At 51.7% G+C, this 26,724-nt stretch carries 24 protein-coding genes; all 24 read left to right on the top strand.

Translation table 11 applies throughout. The features are described from left to right. The first annotated feature begins 21 nt into the window (after window positions 1–21). The 24 genes from nuoF (at window position 22) to murJ (ending at window position 26,673) form a co-directional block, all read left to right on the top strand. Window positions 22–1,317, top strand: coding sequence for an NADH-quinone oxidoreductase subunit NuoF (nuoF, locus tag DBY95_RS07325; protein ID WP_003676995.1), 1,296 nt, complete (start codon window positions 22–24; stop codon window positions 1,315–1,317). A gap of 58 nt (window positions 1,318–1,375) precedes the next feature. Next, window positions 1,376–3,637 carry an NADH-quinone oxidoreductase subunit NuoG gene (gene nuoG / locus DBY95_RS07320; protein ID WP_107723886.1) on the top strand — a complete coding sequence of 754 codons (2,262 nt, stop codon included), beginning with the start codon at window positions 1,376–1,378 and terminating at the stop codon, window positions 3,635–3,637. Between the two features lie 2 nt (window positions 3,638–3,639). Then, the gene (gene nuoH, locus DBY95_RS07315) at window positions 3,640–4,716 is read left to right on the top strand and encodes an NADH-quinone oxidoreductase subunit NuoH (RefSeq protein ID WP_002216340.1); all 1,077 of its coding nucleotides are present in this window, start codon (window positions 3,640–3,642) and stop codon (window positions 4,714–4,716) included. A gap of 80 nt (window positions 4,717–4,796) precedes the next feature. Continuing rightward, window positions 4,797–5,276, top strand: coding sequence for an NADH-quinone oxidoreductase subunit NuoI (nuoI, locus tag DBY95_RS07310; RefSeq protein WP_070837200.1), 480 nt, complete (start codon window positions 4,797–4,799; stop codon window positions 5,274–5,276). Window positions 5,277–5,287: 11 nt separating this feature from the next. Next, the gene (locus tag DBY95_RS07305) at window positions 5,288–5,959 is read left to right on the top strand and encodes an NADH-quinone oxidoreductase subunit J (RefSeq protein WP_003747879.1); all 672 of its coding nucleotides are present in this window, start codon (window positions 5,288–5,290) and stop codon (window positions 5,957–5,959) included. Beyond that, window positions 5,956–6,261, top strand: coding sequence for an NADH-quinone oxidoreductase subunit NuoK (gene nuoK / locus DBY95_RS07300; protein ID WP_003747881.1), 306 nt, complete (start codon window positions 5,956–5,958; stop codon window positions 6,259–6,261). The genes DBY95_RS07305 and nuoK overlap by 4 nt, the downstream gene beginning before the upstream one ends. Window positions 6,262–6,263: 2 nt before the next feature. Next, a complete protein-coding gene (gene nuoL, locus DBY95_RS07295) occupies window positions 6,264–8,288 on the top strand; it encodes an NADH-quinone oxidoreductase subunit L (protein ID WP_107723885.1) in 2,025 nt (674 codons plus the stop codon). Between the two features lie 70 nt (window positions 8,289–8,358). Further along, window positions 8,359–8,664 carry a chorismate mutase gene (locus DBY95_RS07290; protein ID WP_003747884.1) on the top strand — a complete coding sequence of 102 codons (306 nt, stop codon included), beginning with the start codon at window positions 8,359–8,361 and terminating at the stop codon, window positions 8,662–8,664. Between the two features lie 222 nt (window positions 8,665–8,886). Continuing rightward, window positions 8,887–10,383 (top strand): NADH-quinone oxidoreductase subunit M, encoded by a 1,497-nt coding sequence (locus DBY95_RS07285; RefSeq protein WP_107723884.1) that lies wholly within the window; start codon window positions 8,887–8,889, stop codon window positions 10,381–10,383. Between the two features lie 9 nt (window positions 10,384–10,392). Beyond that, on the top strand, window positions 10,393–11,835 hold the full coding sequence (gene nuoN, locus DBY95_RS07280; protein WP_107723883.1) for an NADH-quinone oxidoreductase subunit NuoN: 1,443 nt from the start codon (window positions 10,393–10,395) through the stop codon (window positions 11,833–11,835). 220 nt (window positions 11,836–12,055) lie between these two features. After that, window positions 12,056–12,355, top strand: a complete 300-nt coding sequence (locus DBY95_RS07275) for a DUF2818 family protein (RefSeq protein WP_107723882.1) — start codon at window positions 12,056–12,058, stop codon at window positions 12,353–12,355. A 175-nt stretch (window positions 12,356–12,530) separates the two neighbouring features. After that, window positions 12,531–13,088, top strand: a complete 558-nt coding sequence (frr, locus tag DBY95_RS07270; protein ID WP_063068560.1) for a ribosome recycling factor — start codon at window positions 12,531–12,533, stop codon at window positions 13,086–13,088. Between the two features lie 57 nt (window positions 13,089–13,145). Continuing rightward, a complete protein-coding gene (locus DBY95_RS07265) occupies window positions 13,146–13,892 on the top strand; it encodes an isoprenyl transferase (protein ID WP_107723881.1) in 747 nt (248 codons plus the stop codon). Between the two features lie 5 nt (window positions 13,893–13,897). Then, window positions 13,898–14,692 carry a phosphatidate cytidylyltransferase gene (locus DBY95_RS07260; RefSeq protein ID WP_107723880.1) on the top strand — a complete coding sequence of 265 codons (795 nt, stop codon included), beginning with the start codon at window positions 13,898–13,900 and terminating at the stop codon, window positions 14,690–14,692. 33 nt (window positions 14,693–14,725) lie between these two features. Continuing rightward, window positions 14,726–15,475: an SIMPL domain-containing protein gene (locus DBY95_RS07255; RefSeq protein ID WP_003686550.1), complete on the top strand. Its 750-nt coding sequence runs from the start codon at window positions 14,726–14,728 to the stop codon at window positions 15,473–15,475. 117 nt (window positions 15,476–15,592) lie between these two features. Continuing rightward, window positions 15,593–16,774 (top strand): 1-deoxy-D-xylulose-5-phosphate reductoisomerase, encoded by a 1,182-nt coding sequence (gene ispC / locus DBY95_RS07250; protein ID WP_107723960.1) that lies wholly within the window; start codon window positions 15,593–15,595, stop codon window positions 16,772–16,774. A gap of 132 nt (window positions 16,775–16,906) precedes the next feature. Further along, window positions 16,907–18,247, top strand: coding sequence for an RIP metalloprotease RseP (gene rseP, locus DBY95_RS07245; RefSeq protein ID WP_107723879.1), 1,341 nt, complete (start codon window positions 16,907–16,909; stop codon window positions 18,245–18,247). 3 nt (window positions 18,248–18,250) lie between these two features. Continuing rightward, window positions 18,251–20,653, top strand: coding sequence for an outer membrane protein assembly factor BamA (gene bamA / locus DBY95_RS07240; protein ID WP_107723878.1), 2,403 nt, complete (start codon window positions 18,251–18,253; stop codon window positions 20,651–20,653). Between the two features lie 111 nt (window positions 20,654–20,764). Beyond that, the gene (locus tag DBY95_RS07235) at window positions 20,765–21,274 is read left to right on the top strand and encodes an OmpH family outer membrane protein (RefSeq protein ID WP_107723877.1); all 510 of its coding nucleotides are present in this window, start codon (window positions 20,765–20,767) and stop codon (window positions 21,272–21,274) included. A 101-nt stretch (window positions 21,275–21,375) separates the two neighbouring features. Beyond that, window positions 21,376–22,416 carry a UDP-3-O-(3-hydroxymyristoyl)glucosamine N-acyltransferase gene (lpxD, locus tag DBY95_RS07230; protein ID WP_107723876.1) on the top strand — a complete coding sequence of 347 codons (1,041 nt, stop codon included), beginning with the start codon at window positions 21,376–21,378 and terminating at the stop codon, window positions 22,414–22,416. Window positions 22,417–22,489: 73 nt separating this feature from the next. Beyond that, window positions 22,490–22,939: a 3-hydroxyacyl-ACP dehydratase FabZ gene (gene fabZ / locus DBY95_RS07225; protein WP_003681704.1), complete on the top strand. Its 450-nt coding sequence runs from the start codon at window positions 22,490–22,492 to the stop codon at window positions 22,937–22,939. A gap of 74 nt (window positions 22,940–23,013) precedes the next feature. Beyond that, window positions 23,014–23,790, top strand: a complete 777-nt coding sequence (gene lpxA, locus DBY95_RS07220) for an acyl-ACP--UDP-N-acetylglucosamine O-acyltransferase (protein ID WP_107723875.1) — start codon at window positions 23,014–23,016, stop codon at window positions 23,788–23,790. A gap of 159 nt (window positions 23,791–23,949) precedes the next feature. Further along, entirely contained in the window at window positions 23,950–25,125 is a 1,176-nt protein-coding gene (gene lpxB / locus DBY95_RS07215) for a lipid-A-disaccharide synthase (RefSeq protein ID WP_107723874.1), read from the top strand. 9 nt (window positions 25,126–25,134) lie between these two features. Beyond that, window positions 25,135–26,673 (top strand): murein biosynthesis integral membrane protein MurJ, encoded by a 1,539-nt coding sequence (gene murJ, locus DBY95_RS07210; protein WP_107723873.1) that lies wholly within the window; start codon window positions 25,135–25,137, stop codon window positions 26,671–26,673. Window positions 26,674–26,724: the final 51 nt, after the last annotated feature.

The following is a 26,724-nucleotide window of genomic DNA, read 5'->3' as shown; positions in this document are numbered from 1 at the left end:
AAACGAACAGGCACACCAAAAATGGCTATTTACCAATCAGGCGTGATTTTTGACCAAGTGGATACCGCCAATCCCGATTGCTGGACATTGGACGAATACGTCAAACGTGGCGGCTATACCGCCCTGCGTAAAATCCTGTCCGAAAACATCTCGCAAACCGATGTGATTGACGAAGTCAAAACCTCCGGCTTGCGCGGTCGTGGTGGTGCGGGCTTCCCGACCGGTTTGAAATGGAGCTTTATGCCCCGTTCCTTCCCGGGCGAAAAATATGTGGTTTGCAACACCGACGAAGGCGAGCCGGGTACATTTAAAGACCGCGACATCATTATGTTCAATCCTCATGCCCTGATTGAAGGCATGATTATTGCCGGTTACGCGATGGGCGCGAAAGCCGGCTACAACTATATCCACGGCGAAATTTTCGAAGGCTACCAACGTTTTGAAGCTGCTTTGGAGCAGGCGCGTGCCGCAGGCTTTTTGGGTAAAAATATTTTGGGTTCGGATTTTGAATTTGAACTCTTTGCCCACCATGGCTACGGCGCATATATTTGCGGCGAAGAAACCGCATTGCTCGAATCGTTGGAAGGCAAAAAAGGCCAGCCGCGCTTTAAGCCGCCATTCCCTGCTTCATTCGGCCTGTACGGCAAACCGACTACCATCAACAATACCGAAACGTTCTCCTCCGTCCCCTTCATTATCCGTGACGGCGGACAGGCATTTGCCGATAAAGGTATTCCGAATGCAGGCGGTACTAAATTGTTCTGTATTTCCGGTCATGTCGAGCGTCCGGGCAACTATGAAGTGCCATTGGGTACGCCGTTTGCTGAAGTCTTGAAAATGGCGGGTGGTATGCGCGGCGGTAAAAAACTTAAAGCCGTTATTCCCGGTGGTTCGTCCGCGCCCGTGTTGCCTGCCGATATCATGATGCAGACCAATATGGACTATGACTCGATTTCCAAAGCCGGCTCGATGCTGGGTTCCGGCGCGATTATCGTCATGGACGAAGACGTGTGCATGGTTAAAGCCCTTGAGCGCCTGAGCTACTTCTACTACGACGAGTCTTGCGGCCAATGTACGCCTTGCCGAGAAGGTACGGGCTGGCTCTACCGCATCGTCCACCGCATCGTAGAAGGCAAAGGCCGCATGGAAGACTTGGATTTGTTGGATTCTATCGGTAATCAAATGGCAGGCCGCACTATCTGCGCCCTTGCCGATGCCGCCGTCTTCCCTGTCCGCAGCTTTACCAAGCATTTCCGTGATGAGTTTGTGCATTACATCGAACACGGCGGACCGATGAAACCGAATAAGTGGTGCTAAGTTTTCAGACGGCCTCTAAAAGAATTATTTATTAAATACCCGTAACTAGGAACGAACCATGTTACAAATCGAAATCGACGGCAAACAGGTATCTGTGGAGCAGGGCGCGACGGTAATTGAAGCCGCGCACAAGCTCGGTACTTATATCCCGCATTTCTGTTACCACAAAAAACTTTCCATCGCTGCCAACTGCCGTATGTGTTTGGTGGACGTGGAAAAAGCCCCCAAACCCCTGCCCGCCTGTGCCACGCCGGTTACAGACGGCATGATTGTGCGTACGCATTCGGCAAAAGCCCGAGAGGCGCAAGAAGGCGTGATGGAGTTCCTGCTCATCAACCATCCGCTTGATTGTCCGACCTGTGACCAAGGTGGCGAATGCCAGTTGCAGGATTTGGCGATGGGCTACGGCAAAACCACCAGCCGTTATACCGAAGAAAAACGTTCCGTCGTCGGCAAGGATATGGGTCCTTTGGTTTCCGCCGAGGAAATGAGCCGTTGTATCCACTGTACCCGTTGCGTCCGTTTCACTGAAGAAATCGCCGGCGTGCAAGAAATCGCCATGGCCAACCGCGGTGAACACTCCGAGATCATGCCTTTTATCGGCAAAGCAGTGGAAACCGAATTGTCAGGCAACGTCATCGATTTGTGTCCTGTCGGCGCATTGACCAGCAAACCGTTCCGCTTCAACGCGCGTACTTGGGAATTGAACCGCCGCAAATCCGTTTCTGCCCATGATGCTTTGGGCAGCAACCTGATTGTGCAAACCAAAGACCATACCGTCCGCCGTGTGTTGCCGCTGGAAAACGAAGCCATCAACGAATGCTGGCTGTCCGACCGCGACCGTTTCGCCTACGAAGGCCTGTATCACGAAAGCCGTCTGAAAAACCCGAAAATCAAACAGGGCGGCGAGTGGATGGACGTAGATTGGAAAACCGCACTGGAATATGTCCGCAGCGCGATTGAATGTATCGCCAAAGACGGCAACCAAAACCAAGTCGGCATTTGGGCGAACCCGATGAATACGGTTGAAGAGCTGTATCTGGCCAAAAAACTTGCCGACGGCTTGGGTGTTAAAAACTTTGCCACCCGTTTGCGCCAACAAGACAAACGTCTTTCAGACGGCCTTAAAGGTGCGCAATGGTTGGGACAAAGCATTGAATCTTTGGCTGACAACGATGCCGTATTGGTAGTCGGCGCGAACTTGCGCAAAGAACAGCCGCTCCTGACCGCCCGCCTGCGCCGCGCCGCCAAAGACCGTATGGCCTTGAGCGTATTGTCCAGCAGTAAAGAAGAATTGTTTATGCCGCTTCTGTCTCAAGAAGCCGCACATCCCGACGAGTGGGCAGGCCGTCTGAAAAACCTGTCTGTTAATGCGGAACACGCCGTTACCGCCAGCCTGAAAAACGCTGAAAAAGCAGCGGTGATTTTGGGCGCGGAAGTGCAAAACCATCCTGATTACGCCGCCATTTATGCCGCCGCGCAAGAGCTGGCAGACGCGACCGGCGCAGTGCTGGGCATTTTGCCGCAAGCCGCCAACAGCGTTGGTGCGGATGTTTTGAATGTAAACTCCGGTGAGAGCGTTACCGAAATGGCAAACGCGCCGAAACAGGCAGTCTTGTTGCTCAACGTCGAGCCTGAAATCGATACGGCGGACGGCGCAAAAGCCGTAGCCGCGTTGAAACAGGCGAAAAGCGTGATGGCGTTTACACCGTTTGTCAGCGAAACGCTGCTGGACGTGTGCGACGTATTGTTGCCGATTGCGCCGTTTACCGAAACATCAGGCAGCTTCATCAATATGGAAGGCCGTCTGCAATCTTTCCACGGCGTGGTACAAGGCTTCGGCGATTCGCGTCCGATGTGGAAAGTGTTGCGCGTATTGGGCAACCTGTTTGACCTGAAAGGTTTTGAATACCACGATACCGCTGCGATTCTGAAAGATGCGCTGGATGTAGAAAGTCTGCCGTCCAAACTGGACAACCGCAGCACATGGACAGAGGAGGGCATTCAGACGGCCTCAGACCGCCTCGTCCGTGTCGGCGGCGTCGGTATTTATCACACTGATTCTATCGTACGCCGTTCCGCACCGTTGCAAGAAACCAGCCATGCCGCCGTGCCTGCTGCGCGTGTAAATCCAAACACTTTGGCACGCTTGGGCCTGCAAGACGGACAAACCGCTGTCGCCAAACAAAACGGCGCAAGCGTATCGGTTGCTGTCAAAGCCGATGCCGGTTTGCCTGAAAACGTGGTGCATCTGCCGCTGCATACCGAAAATGCCGCGCTGGGTGCGTTGATGGACACTATTGAACTGGCGGGAGCTTGATCATGCAAGAATGGTTCCAAAACCTCTTTGCCGCAACGCTCGGTCTGGGCGATTTGGGTATCACCGTAGGTTTGGTGGTATCCGTCATCGTCAAAATTGTGATTATCCTGATTCCGCTGATTCTGACCGTTGCCTACCTGACGTATTTCGAACGTAAAGTCATCGGCTTTATGCAGCTTCGCGTCGGCCCGAACGTGACCGGCCCGTGGGGTCTAATTCAGCCGTTTGCCGACGTGTTCAAACTCTTGTTTAAAGAGGTAACCCGTCCGAAGCTGTCAAACAAAGCCTTATTCTACATCGGCCCGATTATGTCGCTTGCTCCGTCTTTTGCGGCATGGGCAGTGATTCCGTTCAACGAAGAATGGGTGCTGACCAACATCAATATCGGCCTTTTGTACATCCTGATGATTACCTCGCTGTCGGTTTACGGCGTGATCATCGCGGGCTGGGCTTCCAACTCCAAATATTCGTTCTTGGGCGCAATGCGTGCTTCCGCGCAAAGCATTTCCTACGAGATTGCCATGAGTGCCGCGCTGGTGTGCGTCGTGATGGTGTCGGGCAGCATGAACTTCTCCGACATCGTTGCCGCACAAGCCAAAGGTATTGCCGGCGGTTCGGTATTCTCTTGGAACTGGCTGCCGCTTTTCCCTATCTTCATCGTCTATCTGATTTCCGCCGTTGCCGAAACCAACCGCGCACCGTTTGACGTAGCAGAGGGCGAGTCCGAAATCGTTGCCGGTCACCACGTTGAATACTCCGGCTTCGCATTCGCGCTGTTCTTCCTTGCCGAATACATTTTCATGATTCTGATTGCCGCGTTGACATCGCTGATGTTCCTCGGCGGCTGGTTGTCTCCGTTCCCGCAAAGCTGGGGCTTTATCGGTACGCCTTCTGCATTTTGGATGTTCGTGAAAATGGCGGCGGTGCTGTACTGGTATCTGTGGATCCGTGCAACCTTCCCACGCTACCGTTACGACCAAATCATGCGTTTGGGCTGGAAAGTGCTGATTCCGATCGGCTTCGCCTACATCGTGATTTTGGGCGTGTGGATGATTTCACCGCTGAATTTGTGGAAATAAGTTTCAGACGGCATCTTGAGGCCGTCTGAACAAAGCGATTTTGAATACCTAACGAAATCCCTGTTTTGAGGGAACATAATATGGCTAACTTAGTAAAAACCTTTCTGCTTGGCGAATTGGTAAAAGGCTTGGGCGTAACGCTCAAAAACTTTTTTGCCCGCAAAGACACAATTTATTTCCCCGAAGAGAAAACGCCGCAATCCGTGCGTTTCCGCGGCCTGCACGCGCAACGCCGTTATCCGAACGGCGAAGAGCGCTGTATTGCGTGTAAATTGTGCGAGGCAGTTTGTCCGGCAATGGCGATTAACATTGAATCGGAAGAACGCGAAGACGGCACCCGCCGCACCAAGCGTTACGACATCGACCTGACCAAGTGCATCTTCTGCGGTTTCTGCGAAGAGGCCTGCCCGACCGATGCGATTGTGGAAACCCATATTTTTGAATACCACGGCGAGAAAAAGGGCGACTTGCACATGACCAAGCCGATTCTTTTGGCCATTGGCGACAAATACGAACCCGAAATCGCCAAACGCAAAGCCGCTGACGCGCCGTATCGTTAAGGAGCAGACGAATGACTTTTTCCGCGATTCTGTTCTATATCCTTGCCGCCATCGTTTTGTACGGTGCGGTTCGTACCGTTACCGCTAAAAACCCTGTGCACGCCGCTTTGCATTTGGTGCTGACCTTCTGCGTGAGCGCGATGATTTGGATGCTGATGCAGGCCGAATTCTTGGGCGTAACGCTGGTGGTGGTTTACGTCGGCGCCGTGATGGTGTTGTTCCTGTTCGTCGTGATGATGTTGAACATCGACATCGAAGCCATGCGCGCCGGTTTCTGGCGTCATGCGCCTGTTGCCGGTGTGGTCGGCACATTGTTGGCGGTTGCCCTGATCCTGATTTTGGTCAACCCGAAAACCGACCTAGCCGCATTTGGTCTGATGAAAGACATTCCGGCCGATTACAACAATATCCGCGATTTGGGCAGCCGTATTTATACTGACTACCTGTTGCCGTTTGAGTTGGCGGCGGTATTGCTGCTGTTGGGTATGGTAGCCGCGATTGCACTGGTTCACCGCAAAACTTTCAATCCGAAACGTATGGATCCTGCAGACCAAGTCAAAGTACGCGCCGATCAAGGCCGTATGCGTCTGGTGAAAATGGAAGCGGTCAAACCGCAAGTCGAATCTGCCGAAGAAAGCGAAGTTTCAGACGGCCTCAAGCCGGAAGGGGAGGGCAAAGCATGATTACCTTGACACATTATCTGGTATTGGGTGCGCTCCTGTTCGGTATCAGCGCAATGGGTATCTTTATGAACCGCAAAAACGTGCTGGTATTGCTGATGTCCATCGAGCTGATGCTCTTGGCGGTGAACTTCAACTTTATCGCTTTCTCCCAATATTTGGGCGATACTGCCGGACAGATTTTCGTATTCTTCGTATTGACCGTTGCCGCTGCTGAATCCGCCATCGGTTTGGCGATTATGGTGCTGGTGTACCGTAACAGAAAAACAATCAACGTTGCCGATTTGGATGAGTTGAAAGGGTAATCATGAACGACATGACTTTATATTTGGTAATTGCCCTTGTGCCTTTGGCAGGCTCGCTGATTGCAGGTTTGTTCGGCAATAAAATCGGACGTGCCAGCGCGCATACCGTAACAATACTCGGTGTGGCGGTGTCCGCCTTGCTGTCGGCTTATGTGCTGTGGGGATTCCTCAATGGCAGCCGTACCAAGTTTGACGAGAACGTTTATACCTGGCTGACAATGGGCGGCTTGGATTTCTCCGTCGGCTTCTTGGTCGATACGATGACGGCGATGATGATGGTCGTGGTCACCGGCGTGTCGTTGATGGTGCATATCTATACCATCGGCTATATGCACGATGAAAAAGTCGGCTACCAACGCTTCTTCAGCTATATTTCTTTGTTTACTTTCAGCATGTTGATGCTGATTATGAGCAACAATTTCATCCAGCTCTTCTTCGGCTGGGAGGCTGTGGGCTTGGTGTCGTATCTCTTGATCGGTTTCTATTTCAAACGTCCGAGCGCAACATTTGCCAACCTGAAAGCCTTTTTGATCAACCGTGTCGGCGACTTCGGTTTTTTGCTCGGTATCGGCTTGGTGCTTGCCTATTTCGGCGGCAGCCTGCGCTATCAAGATGTATTCGCTTATCTGCCTAATGTTCAGACGGCCACTATCCAACTGTTCCCCGGTGTGGAATGGTCTTTGATTACTGTAACCTGTTTGCTCCTGTTTGTGGGTGCGATGGGTAAATCGGCGCAGTTCCCGCTGCACGTTTGGCTGCCTGATTCGATGGAAGGCCCGACACCGATTTCTGCATTGATTCACGCCGCTACGATGGTTACGGCGGGTCTGTTCATGGTGTCGCGCATGTCGCCGATTTACGAAATGAGCAGCACTGCGCTGTCGGTGATTATGGTGATTGGCGCGATTACCGCCCTGTTTATGGGTTTCTTGGGCGTAATTCAAAACGACATCAAGCGCGTGGTTGCGTATTCCACCCTGTCGCAACTGGGTTATATGACCGTGGCTCTGGGCGCGTCCGCCTATTCTGTGGCGATGTTCCACGTCATGACCCACGCCTTCTTTAAGGCCTTGCTGTTCTTGGCGGCGGGTAGCGCCATTATCGGTATGCACCACGACCAAGACATGCGCCACATGGGCAATCTGAAAAAATACATGCCGATTACTTGGCTGACCATGCTGGTCGGTAACTTGTCGCTGATCGGTACGCCGTTCTTCTCCGGCTTCTACTCCAAAGATTCGATTATCGAAGCGGCGAAATACAGCACCCTGCCGGGCAGCGGCTTTGCTTATTTTGCCGTCCTCGCCAGCGTGTTCGTTACCGCGTTTTACGCGTTCCGCCAATACTTTATGGTGTTCCACGGCGAAGAGAAATGGCGCAGCCTGCCTGAGCATTATGACGATCATCATGGCGAAGAACATCACGGCTTGGGCAAAAACGACAATCCGCACGAAAGCCCGCTGGTCGTTACCCTGCCGCTGATTCTGCTTGCCATTCCGTCCGTCATCATCGGCTATGTTGCCATCGAGCCTATGCTTTACGGCGATTTCTTCAAAGACGTGATTTTCGTCAATACCGACGCGCATCCAACCATGCACATCATGAAGGAAGAGTTCCACGGCGCATTGGCAATGGTGTCGCACAGCCTGCATTCGCCTGTACTCTACCTTGCTATCGCAGGCGTGTTGAGCGCATGGCTCTTGTACGTCAAACTGCCGCACCTGCCTGCGAAAATTGCACAGGCGTTCCGTCCGATTTACGTTTTGTTTGAAAACAAATACTACCTCGACGCCCTGTATTTCAATGTTTTCGCCAAAGGCACGCGCGCATTGGGTACTTTCTTCTGGAAAGTCGGCGATACCGCTATTATCGACAACGGTATCGTCAACGGCTCTGCCAAACTGGTCGGCGCGATTGCCGCGCAGGTACGCAAAGTCCAAACCGGCTTCATCTATACCTATGCCGCCGCTATGGTATTCGGCGTATTGGTACTGCTCGGCATGACCTTCTGGGGATTGTTCCGATAAAAGCAGGATTTCAGACGGCCTGTTTATAGTTTGTGTATAGGGCCGTCTGAAAAAGAAAATTTGAGCAACAATGATTGAAGACAAATTACCGCAAACCCTGGACGAAGTCCGTGAAGCCATCGATGGTTTGGATAAGGGATTAATCGAATTACTCGCCCGCCGGCAGAAATTGGTACGGCAGGCTGGTCGTCTGAAACCTAAAAACGATGTGCAGGCGGTTTCCGCGCCCGAACGGGTGGCTCAAGTGATTGCCTCTCGCCGCGCTTATGCCGAAAAGGCGGGTTTGTCGCCCGAAGTAGCAGAAGCAGTTTGGCGCAGCATGATTGATGCGTTCATTAAACTTGAGATGGACACCAACCGTACCGACGGAGCGTAGTCAAAATCTTCGGATAATGGTTTTGACAAGAAAAATATGGAAGAGGCCGTCTGAAAAGAAGGTTTTAGGCGGTTATGGAATAAAAGAATAACGGTAGATATACGTTTTTCTTGATTTTGCCATATACAAAATACACAATCTTTTTCAGACGGCCTCCTGAAATGGTGTCTGAAAACCAACCCATACAACTATATTTTTTATTTTAACCACAGGTTAACCACTATGTTTTCCAACTACCTACTCAGCTTGGCAATATGGATACCCATCGCCGCAGGTGTGCTGGTTTTGGCGACCGGTAAAGACAGCCGTGCGCCGCTGGCGCGTGTGCTTGCCTTCATGGGTGCGCTTGCCGGTTTCTTGGTAACGCTGCCCCTGTTTACCGGTTTTGACCGTTTGAGTGGCGGCTATCAGTTTACCGAGTTCCACGAGTGGATTCCGCTTCTGAAAATCAACTACCAGTTGGGTGTAGACGGTATTTCAGTGCTCTTTATCATCTTGAATGCGTTTATTACGCTGTTGGTGGTATTGGCCGGTTGGGAAGTCATTCAGAAACGTCCGGCGCAGTATATGGCGGCATTCCTGATCATGTCGGGTTTGATTAATGGTGCGTTTGCCGCGCAGGATGCGATTCTGTTTTATGTGTTCTTCGAGGGTATGCTGATTCCGCTGTACCTGATTATCGGTGTATGGGGCGGCCCGCGCCGCGTCTATGCGTCGGTCAAGCTGTTCCTCTATACGCTGATGGGTTCGCTCTTGATGCTGGTTGCCATGGTTTACCTGTACTATCAGACAGGCAGCTTCTCTATTGTTGATTTCCAAAACATCAAACAGATTCCATTGGGCGTACAACAGCTTTTGTTTGTGGCGTTCTTCCTGTCATTCGCTGTAAAAGTGCCGATGTTCCCTGTGCACACTTGGTTGCCGGATGCCCACGTTGAAGCGCCGACCGGCGGTTCGATGGTATTGGCGGCAATTACGCTGAAACTGGGTGCATATGGTTTCTTGCGCTTTATCCTGCCGATTATGCCGGATGCGGCACGCTATTTTGCCCCCGTGATCATCGTATTGAGCCTGATTGCCGTGATTTACATCGGTATGGTGGCTTTGGTGCAAACCGATATGAAAAAACTGGTGGCGTACTCTTCCATCAGCCATATGGGTTTTGTCACTTTGGGTATGTTCCTGTTTGTGAACGGCCAATTGAATGACTGGGCATTGAAAGGTGCAATCATTCAAATGATTTCCCACGGTTTTGTGTCTGCCGCGATGTTTATGTGTATCGGTGTGATGTACGACCGCCTGCATACTCGCAATATTGCCGACTATGGCGGCGTGGTCAATGTGATGCCTAAGTTTGCGGCGTTTATGATGTTGTTCGGTATGGCTAATGCCGGTCTGCCTGCGACTTCCGGCTTCGTGGGCGAGTTTATGGTGATTATGGGCGCGGTTAAAGTGAATTTCTGGGTAGGTGCGTTGGCTGCTATGACTCTGATTTACGGTGCGTCTTATACCCTGTGGATGTACAAACGCGTTATTTTTGGTGCGATCCACAATCCGCACGTTGCCGAAATGAAAGACATCAATTGCCGCGAATTTGCGATTTTGGCAATTTTGGCGGTTGCTGTATTGGGCATGGGTCTGTATCCGCAAGCGTTTATCGAAGTGGTGCATCAAGCGGCAAACGATTTGATTGCCCATGTGGCACAAAGCAAGATTTGAGGTGTGTAAATGAACTGGTCTGATTTGAATTTAATGCCCGCCATGCCCGAAATCGTGCTGCTTGCGCTATTGGGTGTCGTATTGCTGGCAGACTTGTGGATTTGCGATAAAAACCGCTATCTGACCCATCTGATGAGTTTGGGAACGGTCATCATCGTGACCATCACCCAATTGGCGGTATGGGAGCAGGGCAGTGTCGATGCCTTTCACGGTATGTATATTGCAGACGGCATGTCCCGTTTGGCAAAACTGGTGCTGTATGCACTGACGTTTGGTCTGTTTATTTACAGTAAACCGTACAACGAAGACCGCCAAATCTTTAAAGGCGAGTTTTACACCCTGTCATTGTTTGCCCTGTTGGGTATGAGCGTCATGGTCAGCTCGGCACATTTCCTGACTGCGTATATCGGTTTGGAATTGTTGTCTTTGTCGCTGTACGCCATGATTGCCCTGCGCCGCGATTCCGGCCGCTCTGCCGAGGCCGCACTGAAATACTTCGTATTGGGCGCGTTGGCCTCCGGCTTGCTGCTTTATGGTATTTCCATGGTTTATGGCGCCACCGGTTCTCTTGATTTTGCTTCCGTCTTGGCTTCTGCTTTCAATGAGCAGGCCAATGAATGGTTGTTGAAATTGGGTATGGTGTTTATTGTGGTCGCCATTGCATTTAAATTGGGTGCGGTGCCATTCCATATGTGGGTACCCGATGTGTACGATGGCGCGCCAACCTCTGTTACCGCCTTTGTGGGTACGGCTCCGAAAATTGCCGCTGTCGTCTTTGCGTTCCGTATCCTTGTTACCGGTATGGGTACCATACATTCAGACTGGGCGCCGATGTTGGCCATCCTTGCCGTTGCTTCTTTGGTGGTCGGTAACCTTGCCGCCATCATGCAAACCAATATCAAACGTATGCTTGCCTATTCTACCGTATCGCACATGGGTTTTATCCTGTTGGCGTTTATGGCAGGCGCAGTCGGCTTTACTGCAGGTTTGTATTACGCCATTACCTATGCTTTGATGGCGGCAGTCAGCTTCGGCGTTTTGATGGTATTGTCCACCAAAGACATTGAATGTGAAAACATCAAAGACCTCGCAGGCCTTAACCAACGCCATGCATGGTTTGCCTTCCTGATGTTGCTGTCTATGTTCTCCATGGCGGGTATTCCACCGCTGATGGGTTTTTACGCCAAATTCGGCGTAATTATGGCACTCTTGAAACAAGGCCATGTTTGGTTGTCCGTATTTGCCGTCATCATGTCGCTGATTGGTGCGTTCTACTACCTGCGCGTGGTCAAAGTCATCTACTTCGATGCGCCTGACCATGACCAGCCGGTCGGCAGTAACTATGCCGCTAAATTTGTTCTGACGGTCAATGCCTTCTTGCTGCTCCTGTGGGGTATCATGCCGCAAACCGTTATCGACTGGTGTGCCAAAGCATTGATAAATACCCTGTAAGCTTCAAACAAAACCAACGGCGGCTGTTCCAAAGTCGCCGTTTTTGTTAGGATTCGCATTCGGGTGAAATATACCCAAAGTTCAGACGGCCTCAATCCTTTGAACAATCATCTAGCAGGTATCATCAAGATATTGAATATTCCACGGATAATGATGGGCAAGAATGCCCATTTAACATGTTAAAATCACACACAGGCCGTCTGAAAATAGAAAGACCATCATGACCGCATCCATGTACATTCTTTTGCTGTTGGCACTTATCTTTGCCAACGCACCATTTATTACCACCAAATTCTTCGGCATCATCACCCTGAAACGCAAACACATCGGCCATCACTTGATCGAATTGCTGGCAGGCTTCCTACTTACCGCGATTCTCGCCTATATCCTTGAATCACGCGCCGGAGCCGTACATGCCCAAGACTGGGAGTTTTACGCGACCGTTGTCTGCCTCTACCTGATTTTTGCCTTCCCATGCTTCGTATGGCGTTACTTTTGGAATGAGCGGAATAGAGAGTAGGATTTGAATAAGGGAAAGGCTGTCTGAAAGATTTTCAGACGGCCTTTATTTTGTTTGATGTTAAATATCGATTAGAAAACAAGGCTGTTGGGGCGTAAAGCCTTGTCGTGAGGGCGGTTTAACGGTACTATTCTCGGTTAATCCTGTTTTATTCCTATGAAATTGAAAGTATAAGATGATTAATGATATTCAAAAGACAGCTGAAGGCAAAATGCAGCGTTCTCTGGAAGTGTTGAAAGAAAACTTGGCTAAGGTGCGTACCGGCCGTGCGCATACCGGCCTGCTTGACCAAGTGGAAGTGGAATACTGGGGCAGCATGGTGCCTGTGAGCCAAGTGGCAAACGTAACGCTTTTGGATGCGCGTACGATTGGTGTGAAACCGTTCGAGAGCAATATGGCTGCAAAAGTCGAGAAAGCGATCCGTGATTCCAACTTGGGCCTGAACCCTGCTTCTGTCGGCGATTTGATCCGTGTCCCTATGCCTATGTTGACTGAGGAACGCCGTAAAGATTTGATTAAAGTGGTACGCGGTGAGGCAGAAGAAGGCCGTGTGTCTATCCGCAATGTACGCCGTGATGCAAACGACCACATCAAAAAACTGTTGAAAGACAAAGAGATTTCTGAAGATGAAGCACGTCGTGGCGAGGAAGCGGTTCAGAAGTTGACCGACAAATACATTGCTGAGGCAGACAAGCTCTTGGCTGCCAAAGAAGAAGATTTGATGGCGATTTAATTCTGTGTGCAAACCGTTCAGACGGCCTTTGGACGGTTTGCTCCCTGAAAGGCAGACATGAAAAGCAGTACGCAGACGATTTTGGAACACTCTGCCATCCCCCGACATATTGCTGTGATTATGGACGGCAACGGACGTTGGGCAAAGAAGCGTTTTCTTCCCCGTGTGATGGGGCATAAGCGCGGCTTGGATGCGCTGGAGAACATGGTGAAGCATTGTGCTGAACTGGGTGTGCGGTATTTGACCGTGTTTGCTTTTTCGACTGAAAACTGGCGACGCCCCGAGGAAGAGGTTTCTTTTCTGATGGGGCTGTTTTTGCAGGCTTTGCAAAAGCAGGTGCGCCGTTTGCACGATAACAATATGCGCTTGAGAGTCATCGGCAGCCGTGAGCGGTTTAATGCTGAAATCCTGAAGGGGATTGAGGCGGCAGAGGCGTTGACGGCAAACAATACCGGTTTGACTTTGAGCATTGCCGCCGATTATGGCGGCCGCTGGGATATTTTGCAGGCGGCAAATCAGTTGATTGCCGAGGGTGCAACTGAGATTACGGAAGAGGCGTTGTCGCGTTATTTGATGTTGGGCGATGCACCCGAGCCGGATTTGTTTATCCGCACCGGCGGCGAGACGCGCATCAGTAATTTCCTGCTGTGGCAGATGGCGTACGCGGAATTGTATTTTACGGATACGCTGTGGCCTGATTTTAATGAGAAATCGCTGAACGAGGCGATTGCTTCGTTCCAAAAACGGGAGCGCCGCTTCGGGCGGACTTCCGAACAGCTGCCGGTTGAGCAGCAACGGGGTTGAGAACTATGTTGAAACAACGGATTTTGACGGCGCTGTGGCTCTTGCCGCTGATGCTGGGTATGCTATTTTATGCACCTATGTGGCTGTGGGCGGCGTTTTGCGGCCTGATTGCCATGCTGACTTTGTGGGAATATGCCCGCATGAGCGGCTTGGACAAGCTGAAAATCAATCATTATTTGGCTTCAACGCTGGTGTTTGGCGTGATTGCCTATGCCGGCGGTTGGCAGTTGCCTGATTTGGTTTGGTATGTCGTATTGGCGTTTTGGCTGATTGTCATGCCTTGGTGGCTGAAGGCGAAATGGAAGTTGAACGGCGGCTGGCAGGCTTACACGGTCGGTTGGTTGTTGGTGATGCCGTTTTGGTTCGCACTGGTTTACCTGCGCCCTCAGCCTGAAGACGCGCTGTCTTTATTGGCAATTATGGGTTTGGTTTGGGTGGCCGATATTGGCGCGTATTTCTGCGGCAAGTCGTTTGGCAAGCGCAAAATTGCGCCGACCATCAGCCCGGGTAAAAGCTGGGAAGGTGCGATCGGCGGCGCATTATGCGTTGCCGTGTACATGACCATCGTATGGAAAGCCGGTTGGCTGGCTTTTGAAGCCGGTTGGTTAAAAACTATTTTGATCGGCTTGATTCTGACCATTGTCAGCGTGTGCGGCGATTTGCTGGAAAGCTGGCTCAAACGTGCGGCTGGTATCAAAGACAGCAGTAATCTGTTGCCGGGACACGGCGGCGTGTTCGACCGTGTGGACAGCCTGATTGCCGTTATCAGCATTTATGCCGCCTTTGTATATTTGTTTTAAACCGCCTGTCTGACGTGGTTGAGGAAGCTGATTATGTCCGAACAAAAACAGATTTCATCTTTATCAATCTTGGGCGTATTGTTGGCACTGGGATTGATGGCTGCGGCGTTTATTTTGGGTGTGCAGTTTAAGAATCTGCGTCAGCCGGGGACGATTACCGTAAAAGGTTTGGCGGAGAAAAACTTCCAATCCGACAGCGCGACGTGGAATACGGGCGTAAATGCGCACGGCGAGAGCTATCAGGAAGTTTTGGATTTGCTGACGGCAAGACGCAAGAAGCTGTCTAAGTTTTTGGGTGAGCAAGGCTTTGCGGCGGCTGAAATGAAAGTGGGCCTGCCCGAAGTGTCGCGCGTTTTCAATGAAACCCGAGACGAACTGGGCAACGTAACCCGCACGCCCAACGGCTACGACGGCGACCTCAATATTGTGGTCAACACCAAAAAACTGGACAAAATCCAAGCCGCCCAGCGCGCCATTTTGAATTTCCGTGCGCAAAACGAATTTATCCGCTTCGACAATCCGCAATATTTGCTGGGCAATTTGGAAACCATCAAACGCGATTTGATTACGCAGGCGACTGAGGATGCGCAGAAACGCGCGGCCGAATTTGCCAAAACCGGCGGTGGCAAAGTGGGCGCCATGCGTTCTGCTTCGCAAGGATCGTTCAACATCTATGCCGACACCGGCAGCAGCGAGGATGACGAATACGGCGGTTCTTACGATAAAAGTACCGTCGGCAAACAAGTCCGACTGGTTGTTACCATCGAATACGGCATTGAGTAATTCTTTCAGACGGCCTGTTTAGCCGGGAGGTAAAAGGCCGTCTGAAAATTGGAAACGGCAAAGAAATCTATTTCAAACACAATGAATACCGTTTGCACAGCACACAAAGAACACACCATGACACAACAAGTTCTGACCATATTAGGCAGTACCGGCAGCATAGGCGAAAGCACTTTAGACGTTGTTTCCCGCCATCCCGAAAAATTCCGCGTGTTCGCGCTGGCAGGGCATAGGCAGGTGGACAAGCTGGCGGCGCAATGCAAACAGTTCCGTCCGGAATATGCCGTTATCGGCGATGCCGGCCATGCGGCCGAGCTGGAAAAGAAACTCAAGCAAGAAGGCATCAGTACGCAGGTTTTATATGGTTCTCAAGCCCTGATTGATGTCGCCTCTGCCGATGAAGTCAGCGGCGTAATGTGTGCCATTGTCGGCGCGGCCGGCTTGCCGTCGGCTTTGGCCGCCGCTAAAAAAGGCAAAACCATTTATCTGGCAAACAAAGAAACACTGGTGGTTTCCGGTGCATTGTTTATGGAAACCGCCCGTCAAAACGGCGCTACCGTCTTGCCGATTGACAGTGAACACAATGCCATCTTCCAAGTATTGCCAAGGGATTACACAGGCCGTCTAAATGAGCACGGTATCAATTCGATTATCCTGACTGCATCGGGCGGTCCTTTCCTTAACACTGATTTAAGTACATTTGACAGCATTACGCCCGAACAGGCGGTCAAGCATCCGAATTGGAGCATGGGCCGCAAGATTTCCGTCGATTCCGCATCAATGATGAATAAGGGCTTGGAGTTGATTGAGGCGCATTGGTTGTTTAACTGTCCGCCGGAAAAACTGGAAGTCGTCATCCATCCACAATCCGTGATACACAGCATGGTGCGTTATCGCGATGGTTCGGTATTGGCGCAGTTGGGTAATCCCGATATGCGTACGCCGATTGCTTATTGCTTGGGCCTGCCCGAACGTATCGACTCTGGCGTGGGCGAGCTGGATTTCGGCGCATTGTCCGCATTGACCTTCCAAAAACCTGACTTTGACCGTTTTCCATGCCTGAAACTTGCCTATCAGGCCATGAATGCAGGCGGCGCCGCGCCTTGCGTGCTGAACGCCGCCAACGAAGTTGCCGTGGCCGCTTTTTTAGATAAACGCATCAAGTTTACCGATATTGCCAAAGTCGTTGCCCACTGCCTTGCCCAAAATTTTTCAGACGGCCGTCACGATATCGAAGGCCTGCTGGCGCAAGACGCGCAAACACGTAGACAGGCAGAAGCCTTTATCGGCAAACAATAAAGCTTCAATGACAGGCCGTCTGAAACGTCAACCGCTTGGCATTTAGGCAGACAAAATGGAACAACTGCCTTTATAATCGGTTTTCAGACGGCCTTATCCGTTGATTATCACATTCCACTCAGGGGGATTTTTTTGCAAACCTTTTTAGCCTTTATCGTCGCCATTCTGATTTTGGTCAGCCTGCATGAGTTCGGACACTATATTGTTGCCCACTGGTGCGGCGTTAAAGTCGTGCGCTTTTCCGTCGGCTTTGGTAAGCCCTTTTTCACCCGAAAACGCGGCGATACCGAGTGGTGTCTTGCCCCGATTCCGCTGGGCGGTTACGTTAAAATGGTCGATACGCGCGAAGGAGAGGTGGCAGAGGCAGATTTGCCGTACGCCTTTGACAAGCAGCATCCGGCCAAGCGCATCGCCATTGTCGCCGCCGGCCCTTTGACCAATTTGATTTTGGCCGTTTTGCTTTATGGTTTGAGCTTTTCCTTCGGCGTAACTGAGTTGCGCCCCTATGTCGGCATGGTTGAGCCTAGCAGTATTGCCGCCAAAGCAGGTTTTCAGGCAGGCGATAAGATTGTATCGGTCAACGGAATCTCCGTAAAAGACTGGAGTGATGCGCAAACCGAGATGGTGCTGAACCTTGAAGCCGGCCCTGTAAAAGTTGCTGTTCAGACGGCCTCAAATACCCAAGCCATCCGCATAATTGATGCCGCCGGCACGCCTGAAGCAGGTAAAGTTGCGAAAAGCCAAGGCAACATCGGCCTTTTGCCTTTTAGAATTACTAACCGCATCGGCAAAGTCTTGGCCAATAGTCCGGCCGAAAAAGCAGGTTTGAAGGAAAACGACAAACTGCTGACCGCCGATGGGAAGCCCATCGAGAGCTGGCAGGCATGGACGGAACTCTTCCGCGCCAGCCCCGGTAAACGAATCGAGCTGACTTACGAGCGCGACGGCAAAATACTGGCGACCGCTATCCGACCGGACAGCGTCGAGCAGTCGGCAGGCGTGCTGGTGGGTAGAGCAGGGCTTGCCGCTCAGGCGGATAAAGAGTGGGATAAAACCATCCGCTACCGTTATACGCCTTCCGTTGCCCAAGCCTTTGAATTGGGTTGGAACAAAACCGTCAACTATTCGTGGACGACCCTCAAATTTTTCGGAAAACTGGTTACAGGCAATGCCTCTTTGAACCATATTTCCGGTCCCCTGACCATTGCCGATGTCGCCGGACAGTCCGCCAAACTCGGATTGCAGAGCTACCTCGAATTTCTGGCCTTGGTCAGCATCAGCTTAGGCGTGTTGAACCTTTTGCCCATACCCGTTTTAGACGGCGGACATTTGGTTTTCTATACCGCCGAATGGATACGCGGAAAGCCTTTGAGCGAGCGCATACAGGCAGTCGGCCTGCGCTTCGGACTGGCAGCCATGCTTTTGATGATGGCTGTGGCTTTCTTTAATGACATCAACCGTTTGTTTGGATAATTTATGAAACTGAACCAGATTGCTTCCGCTTTAATGGTATTGAGCCTGTCGCCAATGGCATTGGCTGACTTTACCATTCAGGACATCCGCGTCGAAGGCCTGCAACGCACCGAGCCGAGTACCGTCTTCAACTACCTGCCCGTTAAAGTCGGTGATAATTTCAATGATGCACGCAGTGAAGAAATCATCAAAAAACTCTATGCAACCGGTTTCTTTGACGACGTACGCGTCGAAACCATGGACAATCAAGTCCTGCTGACCGTGATTGAGCGTCCGACCATCAGCTCGCTCAATATTACCGGCGCGAAAATGCTGCAAAACGATGCCATCAAGAAAAACCTTGAAGCCTTCGGTTTGGCGCAATCCCAATACTTCAACCAAGCAACGCTGAACCAAGCCGTTGCCGGTTTGAAAGAAGAGTATTTGAGCCGAGGCAAACAGTCTGTCCAAATCACTCCGACTGTAACCAAACTCGCCCGTAACCGCGTATCTATTGATATCGCCATCGAAGAGGGCAAATCTACCAAGATTACCGATATTTCCTTTGAAGGCAACGAAGTTTATTCCGACCGCCGCCTGCTGAAACAAATGTCCCTGAGCGAAGGCGGCATGTGGACTTGGATTACCAAGAGCAACCAGTTCAATGAGCAAAAATTTGCTCAGGACATGGAAAAAATTACCAATTACTACCAAAACAACGGCTACTTCAACTTCCGTATTTTGGATACCGATATCCAAACCAACGAAGACAAAACCAAGCAAACCATTAAAGTAACCGTCAGCGAAGGCGACCGCTTCCGTTGGGGCAATGTACGCATCGAAGGCGATACGCTGGAAGTGCCGAAAGAAGATTTGGAAAAACTGCTGACCATGAAGCCGGGCAAATGGTACGAGCGCGCGCAAATGTCCAATTCGCTCGAAGCCATCCAAAACCGCATGGGTCAGGCAGGTTACGCATTCAGCGAAATCAATGTCCAACCGATTCCAAATGCCGAAACGCATACTGTTGATTTTGTGCTGACCGTTCAACCGGGCCGCAAAATCTATGTAAACGAAATCAACATTACCGGCAACAACAAAACCCGTGACGAAGTCATCCGCCGCGAGTTGCGCCAAATGGAATCAGCGCCTTACGACTCTGCCAAACTGCAACGTTCTAAAGAGCGCGTTGAGTTGTTGGGCTACTTCGACAACGTTCAATTTGATGCGGTTCCTGTGGCCAATACGCCCGACCAAGTTGACCTGAACATGAGCCTGACCGAACGTTCTACCGGCTCGCTCGACTTGAGCGCAGGTTGGGTTCAGGATACCGGTTTGGTAATGTCTGCCGGTGTGGCTCAAGACAACCTGTTCGGTACGGGTAAATCCGTTGCCCTGCGCGCTTCCCGCAGTAAAACCACAGTAAACGGCTCATTGTCGTTTACCGACCCATACTTCACACCTGACGGCGTAAGCTTGGGCTACGACCTTTATGGTAAGACTTACGACCCGCGTAAAGCTTCTTCCAGCGCGAAACAATATAAAACCACAACTTTCGGCGGCGGTTTGCGTATCGGTATTCCGGTTACCGAATATGACCGTGTGAACTTCGGTTTGGCCGCAGAGCGTTTGACCGTGAACACCTACAAAGGCGCGCCTAAACGCTATGCCGACTTTATCAATCAATACGGTAAGGGCGACGGTAGCGGCGTGGGTAGCTTCAAAGGCTGGTTGTACAAAGGTACCATCGGCTGGGGCCGCAACAAAACCGACAATGCCTTGTGGCCGACCCGCGGTTACCTGACCGGCGTAAACGGCGAAATCGCCTTGCCGGGCAGCGACCTGCAATACTACACTCTGACCCACAACCAAACTTGGTTCTTCCCGTTGAGCAAAGATTTCACATTGATGCTGGGTGGCGAAGTCGGTTATGGCAACGGCTACGGCAAAACCAAAACCATGCCGTTCTTTGAAAACTTCTACGGCGGCGGCTTAGGTTCTGTCCGCGGCTTTGAAAGCGGTACGCTGGGCCCGAAAGTCTATGACGAATACGGAGAAAAAATCAGCTACGGCGGTAACAAAAAAGCCAACGTTTCCGCAGAGTTGCTCTTCCCGATGCCGGGTATTAAAGACTCGCGTACTGTCCGTCTGAGCCTGTTTGCCGATGCAGGCAGCGTGTGGGACGACAAAACCTACAATGACAGCAGCAGCAATTCTTATTACACCAATGGCGCGTTCCAAAACGTGTATGGCGTAGGCACTACGCACAAATCGACATTCAAAAACGAATTGCGTTACTCTGCCGGTGCTGCCGTGACTTGGCTCTCTCCGCTGGGTCCGATGAAGTTCAGTTATGCTTATCCGATTAAGAAAAAAGAAGGCGACGAAATCCAACGCTTCCAATTCCAACTCGGTACGACATTCTGATGATGTTTAGGCCGTCTGAAACCGGGTTTGTCCGTTTCAGACGGCCTCATGGCAGATTGGCGGCAAGCTTATTGCAAACCGCCTGTTTGTTTTCAAGCAAGGATTTTTATTATGAGTAAAATAGCCGACACCCTCCGTGTCCTCGCCGTAGCCCTGCCGGGTTTCGTGCTGTTGCCGCAAGCGGCGGCGGATGGCGTGCAGAAAATCGGTTTTATCAATACCGAGCGCGTTTATCAGGAATCCAAGCAGGCGCAAAACATTCAGATGACTTTGGAAAAAGAGTTCAAAAGCCGTCAAACCGCCTTGCAAAAGTTGCAACAGGAAGGCGAGGCTTTGGAGCGAAAACTGAGCGGCGACAAGCTCAACGACAGCCAAAAGGAAGCGGAAACCCAAAAATGGCGCAATCTGGTACAGAAATTCCGCAAGCAGCAGGCCGAGTTGGCAGAAGACTACAACTTGCGCCGCAATGAAGAATTCGCCGCGCTTCAGCAAAATGCCAACCGCGTCATCGTCGATTTGGCCAAGCGTGAAGGTTACGACTTCATCTTGCAGGATGTGATTTACGTCAACGGCCGCTACGACATTACCGACAGCGTTATCAAAGCCCTAAATGCACACTGACCCTGCTCGGCAGCGAATGTAACCATACAGACAAACCTAAGGCCGTCTGAAACCCAAACCGGCATCTTTCAGACGGCCTGACATCTTGACGGCAGATTATCATGACTTCACAAGCATACACCCTGTCCCAAATCGTTTCCCAACTCGGCGGCGAATGGAAAGGCGAAGATATCGCCATTACCGCCGTCCGTCCGTTGGATCAGGCGCAGGCAGAACACATCAGCTTTTTGGCCAATCCGAAATACAAAGCCGAAGTGCACGACAGTCAGGCAGGCGCAGTGATTGTGTCGCCAAAAGCCGCGGACGAATTTGCGGGCCGCAACCTGATTGTGGCTGCCGACCCTTATCTTTATTTTGCCAAAGTGGCACGATTGTTCTCGCCGATTGTCAAAGCACAGGGTGGCGTACATCCGACTGCCGTTGTCGAGGCCAGTGCCAAAGTGCCGGCAAGCTGCGAAATCGGCGCGAATGCCTATATCGGCGCGAATACCGTATTGGGCGAAGGCTGCCGTATTTTGGCCAATGCCGTTGTTCAACACGATTGCACGTTGGGCGATGAAGTCGTGTTGCATCCCAACTCCGTCATCTATTACGGCTGCACTTTGGGCAACCGTGTCGAAATCCACAGCGGCGCCGTCATCGGCGCGGACGGTTTCGGCTTAGCCTTCGCCGGCGATTCATGGTTTAAAATTCCGCAAACCGGCGCAGTCACGCTGGGCGATGATGTGGAAATCGGTTCGAACACCAATATCGACCGTGGCGCAATGAGCGACACGACCGTCGGCAACGGCACCAAAATCGACAACCAAGTCCAAATCGGCCACAACTGCAAAATCGGTGCGCACACCGTTATCGCCGCCAAAACCGGTATTTCCGGCAGCGTCACCATCGGCAATTATTGCATTATCGGCGGCGGCGTCGGCACGGTCGGACACATCGAAATCGCCGATAAAACCACCATCGGCGGCGGTACATCCGTTACCCACAGCATTACCGAAAGCGGCCAGCATTTGGCCGGTATTTTCCCGATGTCGGGCTACAAAGACTGGGCGCGCAATGCCGTTTATATCCACCGTTTGAGCGAAATGAACAAACGCCTCAAAACGCTGGAAAAACAGCTTGCCGACAGCGACGAAGCCTAAAGGCGGCGCAAACAGTCCGCGCCCCGCATCCGAATACGTTTAAACCCAATACAAACAAGGAAAGACGAACATCATGGACGTACAACTCCCGATCGAAGCCAAAGACATTCAAAAACTTATCCCACACCGTTATCCGTTTTTGCAACTCGACCGCATTACTGCGTTCGAACCGATGAAAACCCTGACTGCGATTAAAAACGTCACCATGAACGAGCCGCAGTTCCAAGGCCACTTTCCCGACCTGCCCGTGATGCCTGGCGTGTTGATTATCGAAGCCATGGCGCAAGCGTGCGGCACACTGGCCATCCTCAGCGAAGGCGGCCGCAAAGAAAACGAATTCTTCTTCTTCGCCGGTATCGATGACGCCCGTTTCAAACGCCAAGTTATCCCTGGCGACCAACTGGTTTTTGAAGTCGAGCTGTTGACCAACAAACGCGGTATCGGCAAATTCAACGCCGTTGCCAAAGTCGACGGTCAAGTTGCCGTTGAAGCCGTGATTATGTGCGCCAAACGCGTGGTGTAAGAATGGGACGGGCCGTCTGAAAGTTCAGACGGCATCTTGCAGGCAATACCTGTATCAGACAGCAAGGAGACAGCATGACCCTTATCCATCCGACCGCCGTCATCGACCCTAAAGCCGAACTCGACTCCAGCGTCAAAGTCGGCCCATACAGCATCATCGGCCCCAATGTGCAAATCGGTGCGAATACCGAAATCGGCCCGCACGTCGTCATCAACGGCCATACGACCATCGGTGAAAACAACCGCATTTTCCAATTTGCCAGCCTCGGCGAAATTCCGCAGGACAAAAAATACCGCGACGAGCCGACCAAGCTGATTATCGGCAACGGCAACACCATCCGCGAATTTACGACGTTTAACCTCGGTACGGTCACCGGTATCGGCGAAACCCGTATCGGCGACGACAACTGGATTATGGCCTACTGCCATCTCGCCCATGACTGCGTGGTCGGCAACCATACCATCTTCGCCAACAACGCCTCACTCGCAGGCCACGTTACCATCGGCGACTACGTTGTCTTGGGCGGCTACACGCTGGTGTTCCAGTTCTGCCAAATCGGCGACTACGCCATGACCGCGTTTGCCGCCGGCGTACACAAAGACGTACCGCCATACTTTATGGCTGCAGGTTACCGCGCCGAACCGGCCGGCCTCAACAGCGAAGGTATGCGCCGCAACGGTTTCACTGCCGAACAGATTGCCTCCGTCAAAGATGCGTATAAAACCATTTACCATCGCGGCATTCCATTTGAAGAAGCCAAAGCAGATATCCTGAAACGTGCCGAAACCCAAAGCGAATTGGCAGTATTTAAAGACTTTTTTGCACAATCCACACGCGGTATTATCCGTTGATTGATGGATTGAAGGCCGTCTGAAACTGTTTCAGACGGCCTTTGGATTGCAAAAATCCGCGCATTGGGGCAGTTTTCCTGTCTGTTTGCTGTCGATGCCGTCTGAAAATGGGCGGACAAATAACCGCCCCAAAATCTTTTAGCTTCCGAACCTTAACACATGAATCCCAATCCTTCCCCCCTTATCGCCATCAGCGTCGGCGAAGCTTCCGGCGACTTGCTCGGCGCACACTTAATCCGTGCCATTAAGGCGCGTTGCCCGAATGCGCGGTTTACCGGCATCGGAGGCGAGCGTATGAAGGCGGAGGGTTTCGAGAGTTTGTACGATCAGGAAAAGCTGGCGGTGCGCGGTTTTGTTGAAGTTATCAAACGCCTGCCGCAGATTTTGAAAATCCGCAAAGGGCTGGTGAGCGATTTAATCCGCCTCAAGCCGGATGTGTTTATCGGCATCGATGCGCCGGACTTCAATCTCGGCGTGGCGGAAAAACTCAAGCAGGCAGGCATTCATACCATTCATTACGTCAGCCCATCGGTGTGGGCGTGGCGGCGCGAACGAGTCAATAAAATCGTACATCAGGTCAACCGCGTGTTGTGCCTGTTTCCGATGGAGCCCCAGCTTTATATCGATGCCGGAGGCAAGGCCGAGTTTGTCGGCCATCCGATGGCGCAAACCATGCCGGTGGAAGCGGATAGGGCGGCGGCGCGGCAGAAGCTGGGCGTGCCTGCGGACGTGCCCGTGTTTGCCATATTGCCCGGCAGCCGTGTGAGCGAAATCGATTACATGGCGGCGGTGTTTTTTCAGACGGCCTTATTGCTGCTGAAACGTTATCCGCAGGCACGGTTTTTACTGCCTGTGGCAACGGCCGCAACGCGCAAACGCATTAGCGAAATTTTGGCGCAGCCTGAATTCGCCGCCCTTCCCATCACGCTGACCGACAAGCAGTCGGATACGGTTTGCACCGCTGCCGACGTGGTATTGGTCACCAGCGGTACGGCGACTTTGGAAGTGGCCTTGTGTAAACGGCCTATGGTCATCAGCTACAAAATTTCGCCGCTGACTTATGCGTATGTGAAAAACAAAATCAAAGTGCCGCATGTCGGTCTGCCCAATATTTTGTTGGGTAAAGCCGCCGTTCCCGAGTTGCTGCAACACGACGCCGTCCCTGAAAAACTGGCGCAGGCCGTGGCAGACTGGTATGACTGCCCTGAAGCCGTAGCCGCGTTGGAACAGGATTTCCACGCCTTGCATCTGCTGTTGAAAAAAGATACGGCGGCATTGGCGGCGGCGGCAGTATTGGAAGAAGCCGGATTTTCAGATGGCCTGAAAGACAAGTAAGGAAAATACATGAATTTATTGGGAGCATTGGCCAAGGTTGGCAGCCTGACGATGGTGTCGCGCATTTTGGGCTTTGTGCGCGATACGATTATCGCCCGTGCGTTTGGTGCAGGCATGGCGACGGATGCGTTTTTTGTCGCGTTCAAACTGCCTAATCTTTTGCGGCGCGTGTTCGCAGAGGGCGCGTTTGCCCAAGCCTTCGTGCCGATTTTGGCGGAATACAAAGAAACCCGCTCTCCTGAAGCCACGCAGGCGTTTGTGCGTCATGTGGCCGGTATGTTGTCGTTTGTGTTGGTCATCGTTACCGCGCTGGGTATACTTGCCGCGCCGTGGGTAATTTATGTTTCCGCGCCCGGTTTTGCCAAAGATGCCGATAAGTTTCAGCTTTCCATCGACCTGCTGCGGGTGACGTTCCCTTATATCTTTTTGATTTCACTATCCTCTTTTGTAGGCTCGATACTTAATTCCTATCATAAATTCGGCATTCCCGCCTTTACGCCGACATTTTTGAACATCTCCTTTATCGTCTTTTCCCTGTTTTTCATACCGTATTTTGATCCGCCTGTTATGGCGTTGGCGTGGGCGGTATTTGTCGGCGGCGTGTTGCAGCTGGTGTTCCAACTGCCTTGGTTGGCGAAACTGGGCTTCTTGAAAATGCCCAAACTCAGCTTTAAAGATGCGGCGGTCAACCGCGTAATGAAACAGATGGGGCCGGCTATTTTGGGCGTGAGCGTGGCGCAGATTTCCTTGGTTATCAACACCATTTTTGCCTCGTTTTTGCAGTCCGGCAGCGTGTCGTGGATGTATTACGCCGACAGGCTGATGGAATTGCCGACCGGCGTTTTGGGTGTGGCACTCGGTACAATCTTGCTGCCTACCTTGTCCAAACACGCCGCCAGTCAGGATACCGAGCAGTTTTCCGGCCTGCTCGACTGGGGTTTGCGCTTGTGTATGCTGCTGACCCTGCCTGCCGCCGTCGGCCTTGCTGTGTTGTCTTTCCCTCTGGTTACGACCTTGTTCATGTACCGTGAATTTACGCTGCACGACGCGCAAATGACCCAATATGCGCTGATTGCCTATTCCTTCGGCTTGATCGGTCTGATTATGATTAAAGTATTGGCTCCCGGCTTCTACGCGCGCCAAAACATCAAAACCCCCGTTAAGGTCGCTATTTTCACGCTGATTTGCACGCAGTTGATGAACCTTGCCTTCATTTCGCCGCTCAAACACGTCGGTCTGTCCCTCGCTATTGGTTTGGGCGCGTGTCTGAATGCAGGCTTGCTGTTTTTCCTTTTGCGCAAACACGGCATCTACCGCCCCGGCAAAGGTTGGGCAGCGTTTTTAGTTAAAATGGCCATCTCTTTGGTCGTCATGGGCGGCGGTTTGTGGCTGGCGCAATATTATCTGCCGTTTGAATGGGTACACGTCGGCGGCTTTAAAAAAGCAGGACAACTCTGCATCCTGATTACCTTGGGCGGCGGCCTCTACTTTGTTTCCCTCGCCGCGCTCGGCTTCCGTCCGCACCATTTCCGGAGAGTGGAAAAATAAGCAGCTGGAGGGCGTATAGCTTGGCTTAAAGACTAATCACTAAAAAGGCCG

This window comes from Neisseria subflava (assembly GCF_003044935.1).
Classification (GTDB): Bacteria; Pseudomonadota; Gammaproteobacteria; order Burkholderiales; family Neisseriaceae; genus Neisseria; species Neisseria subflava_E.
Note: the sequence above shows the minus strand (reverse complement) of the source record. Positions and strands in the feature narration are given on the sequence as shown.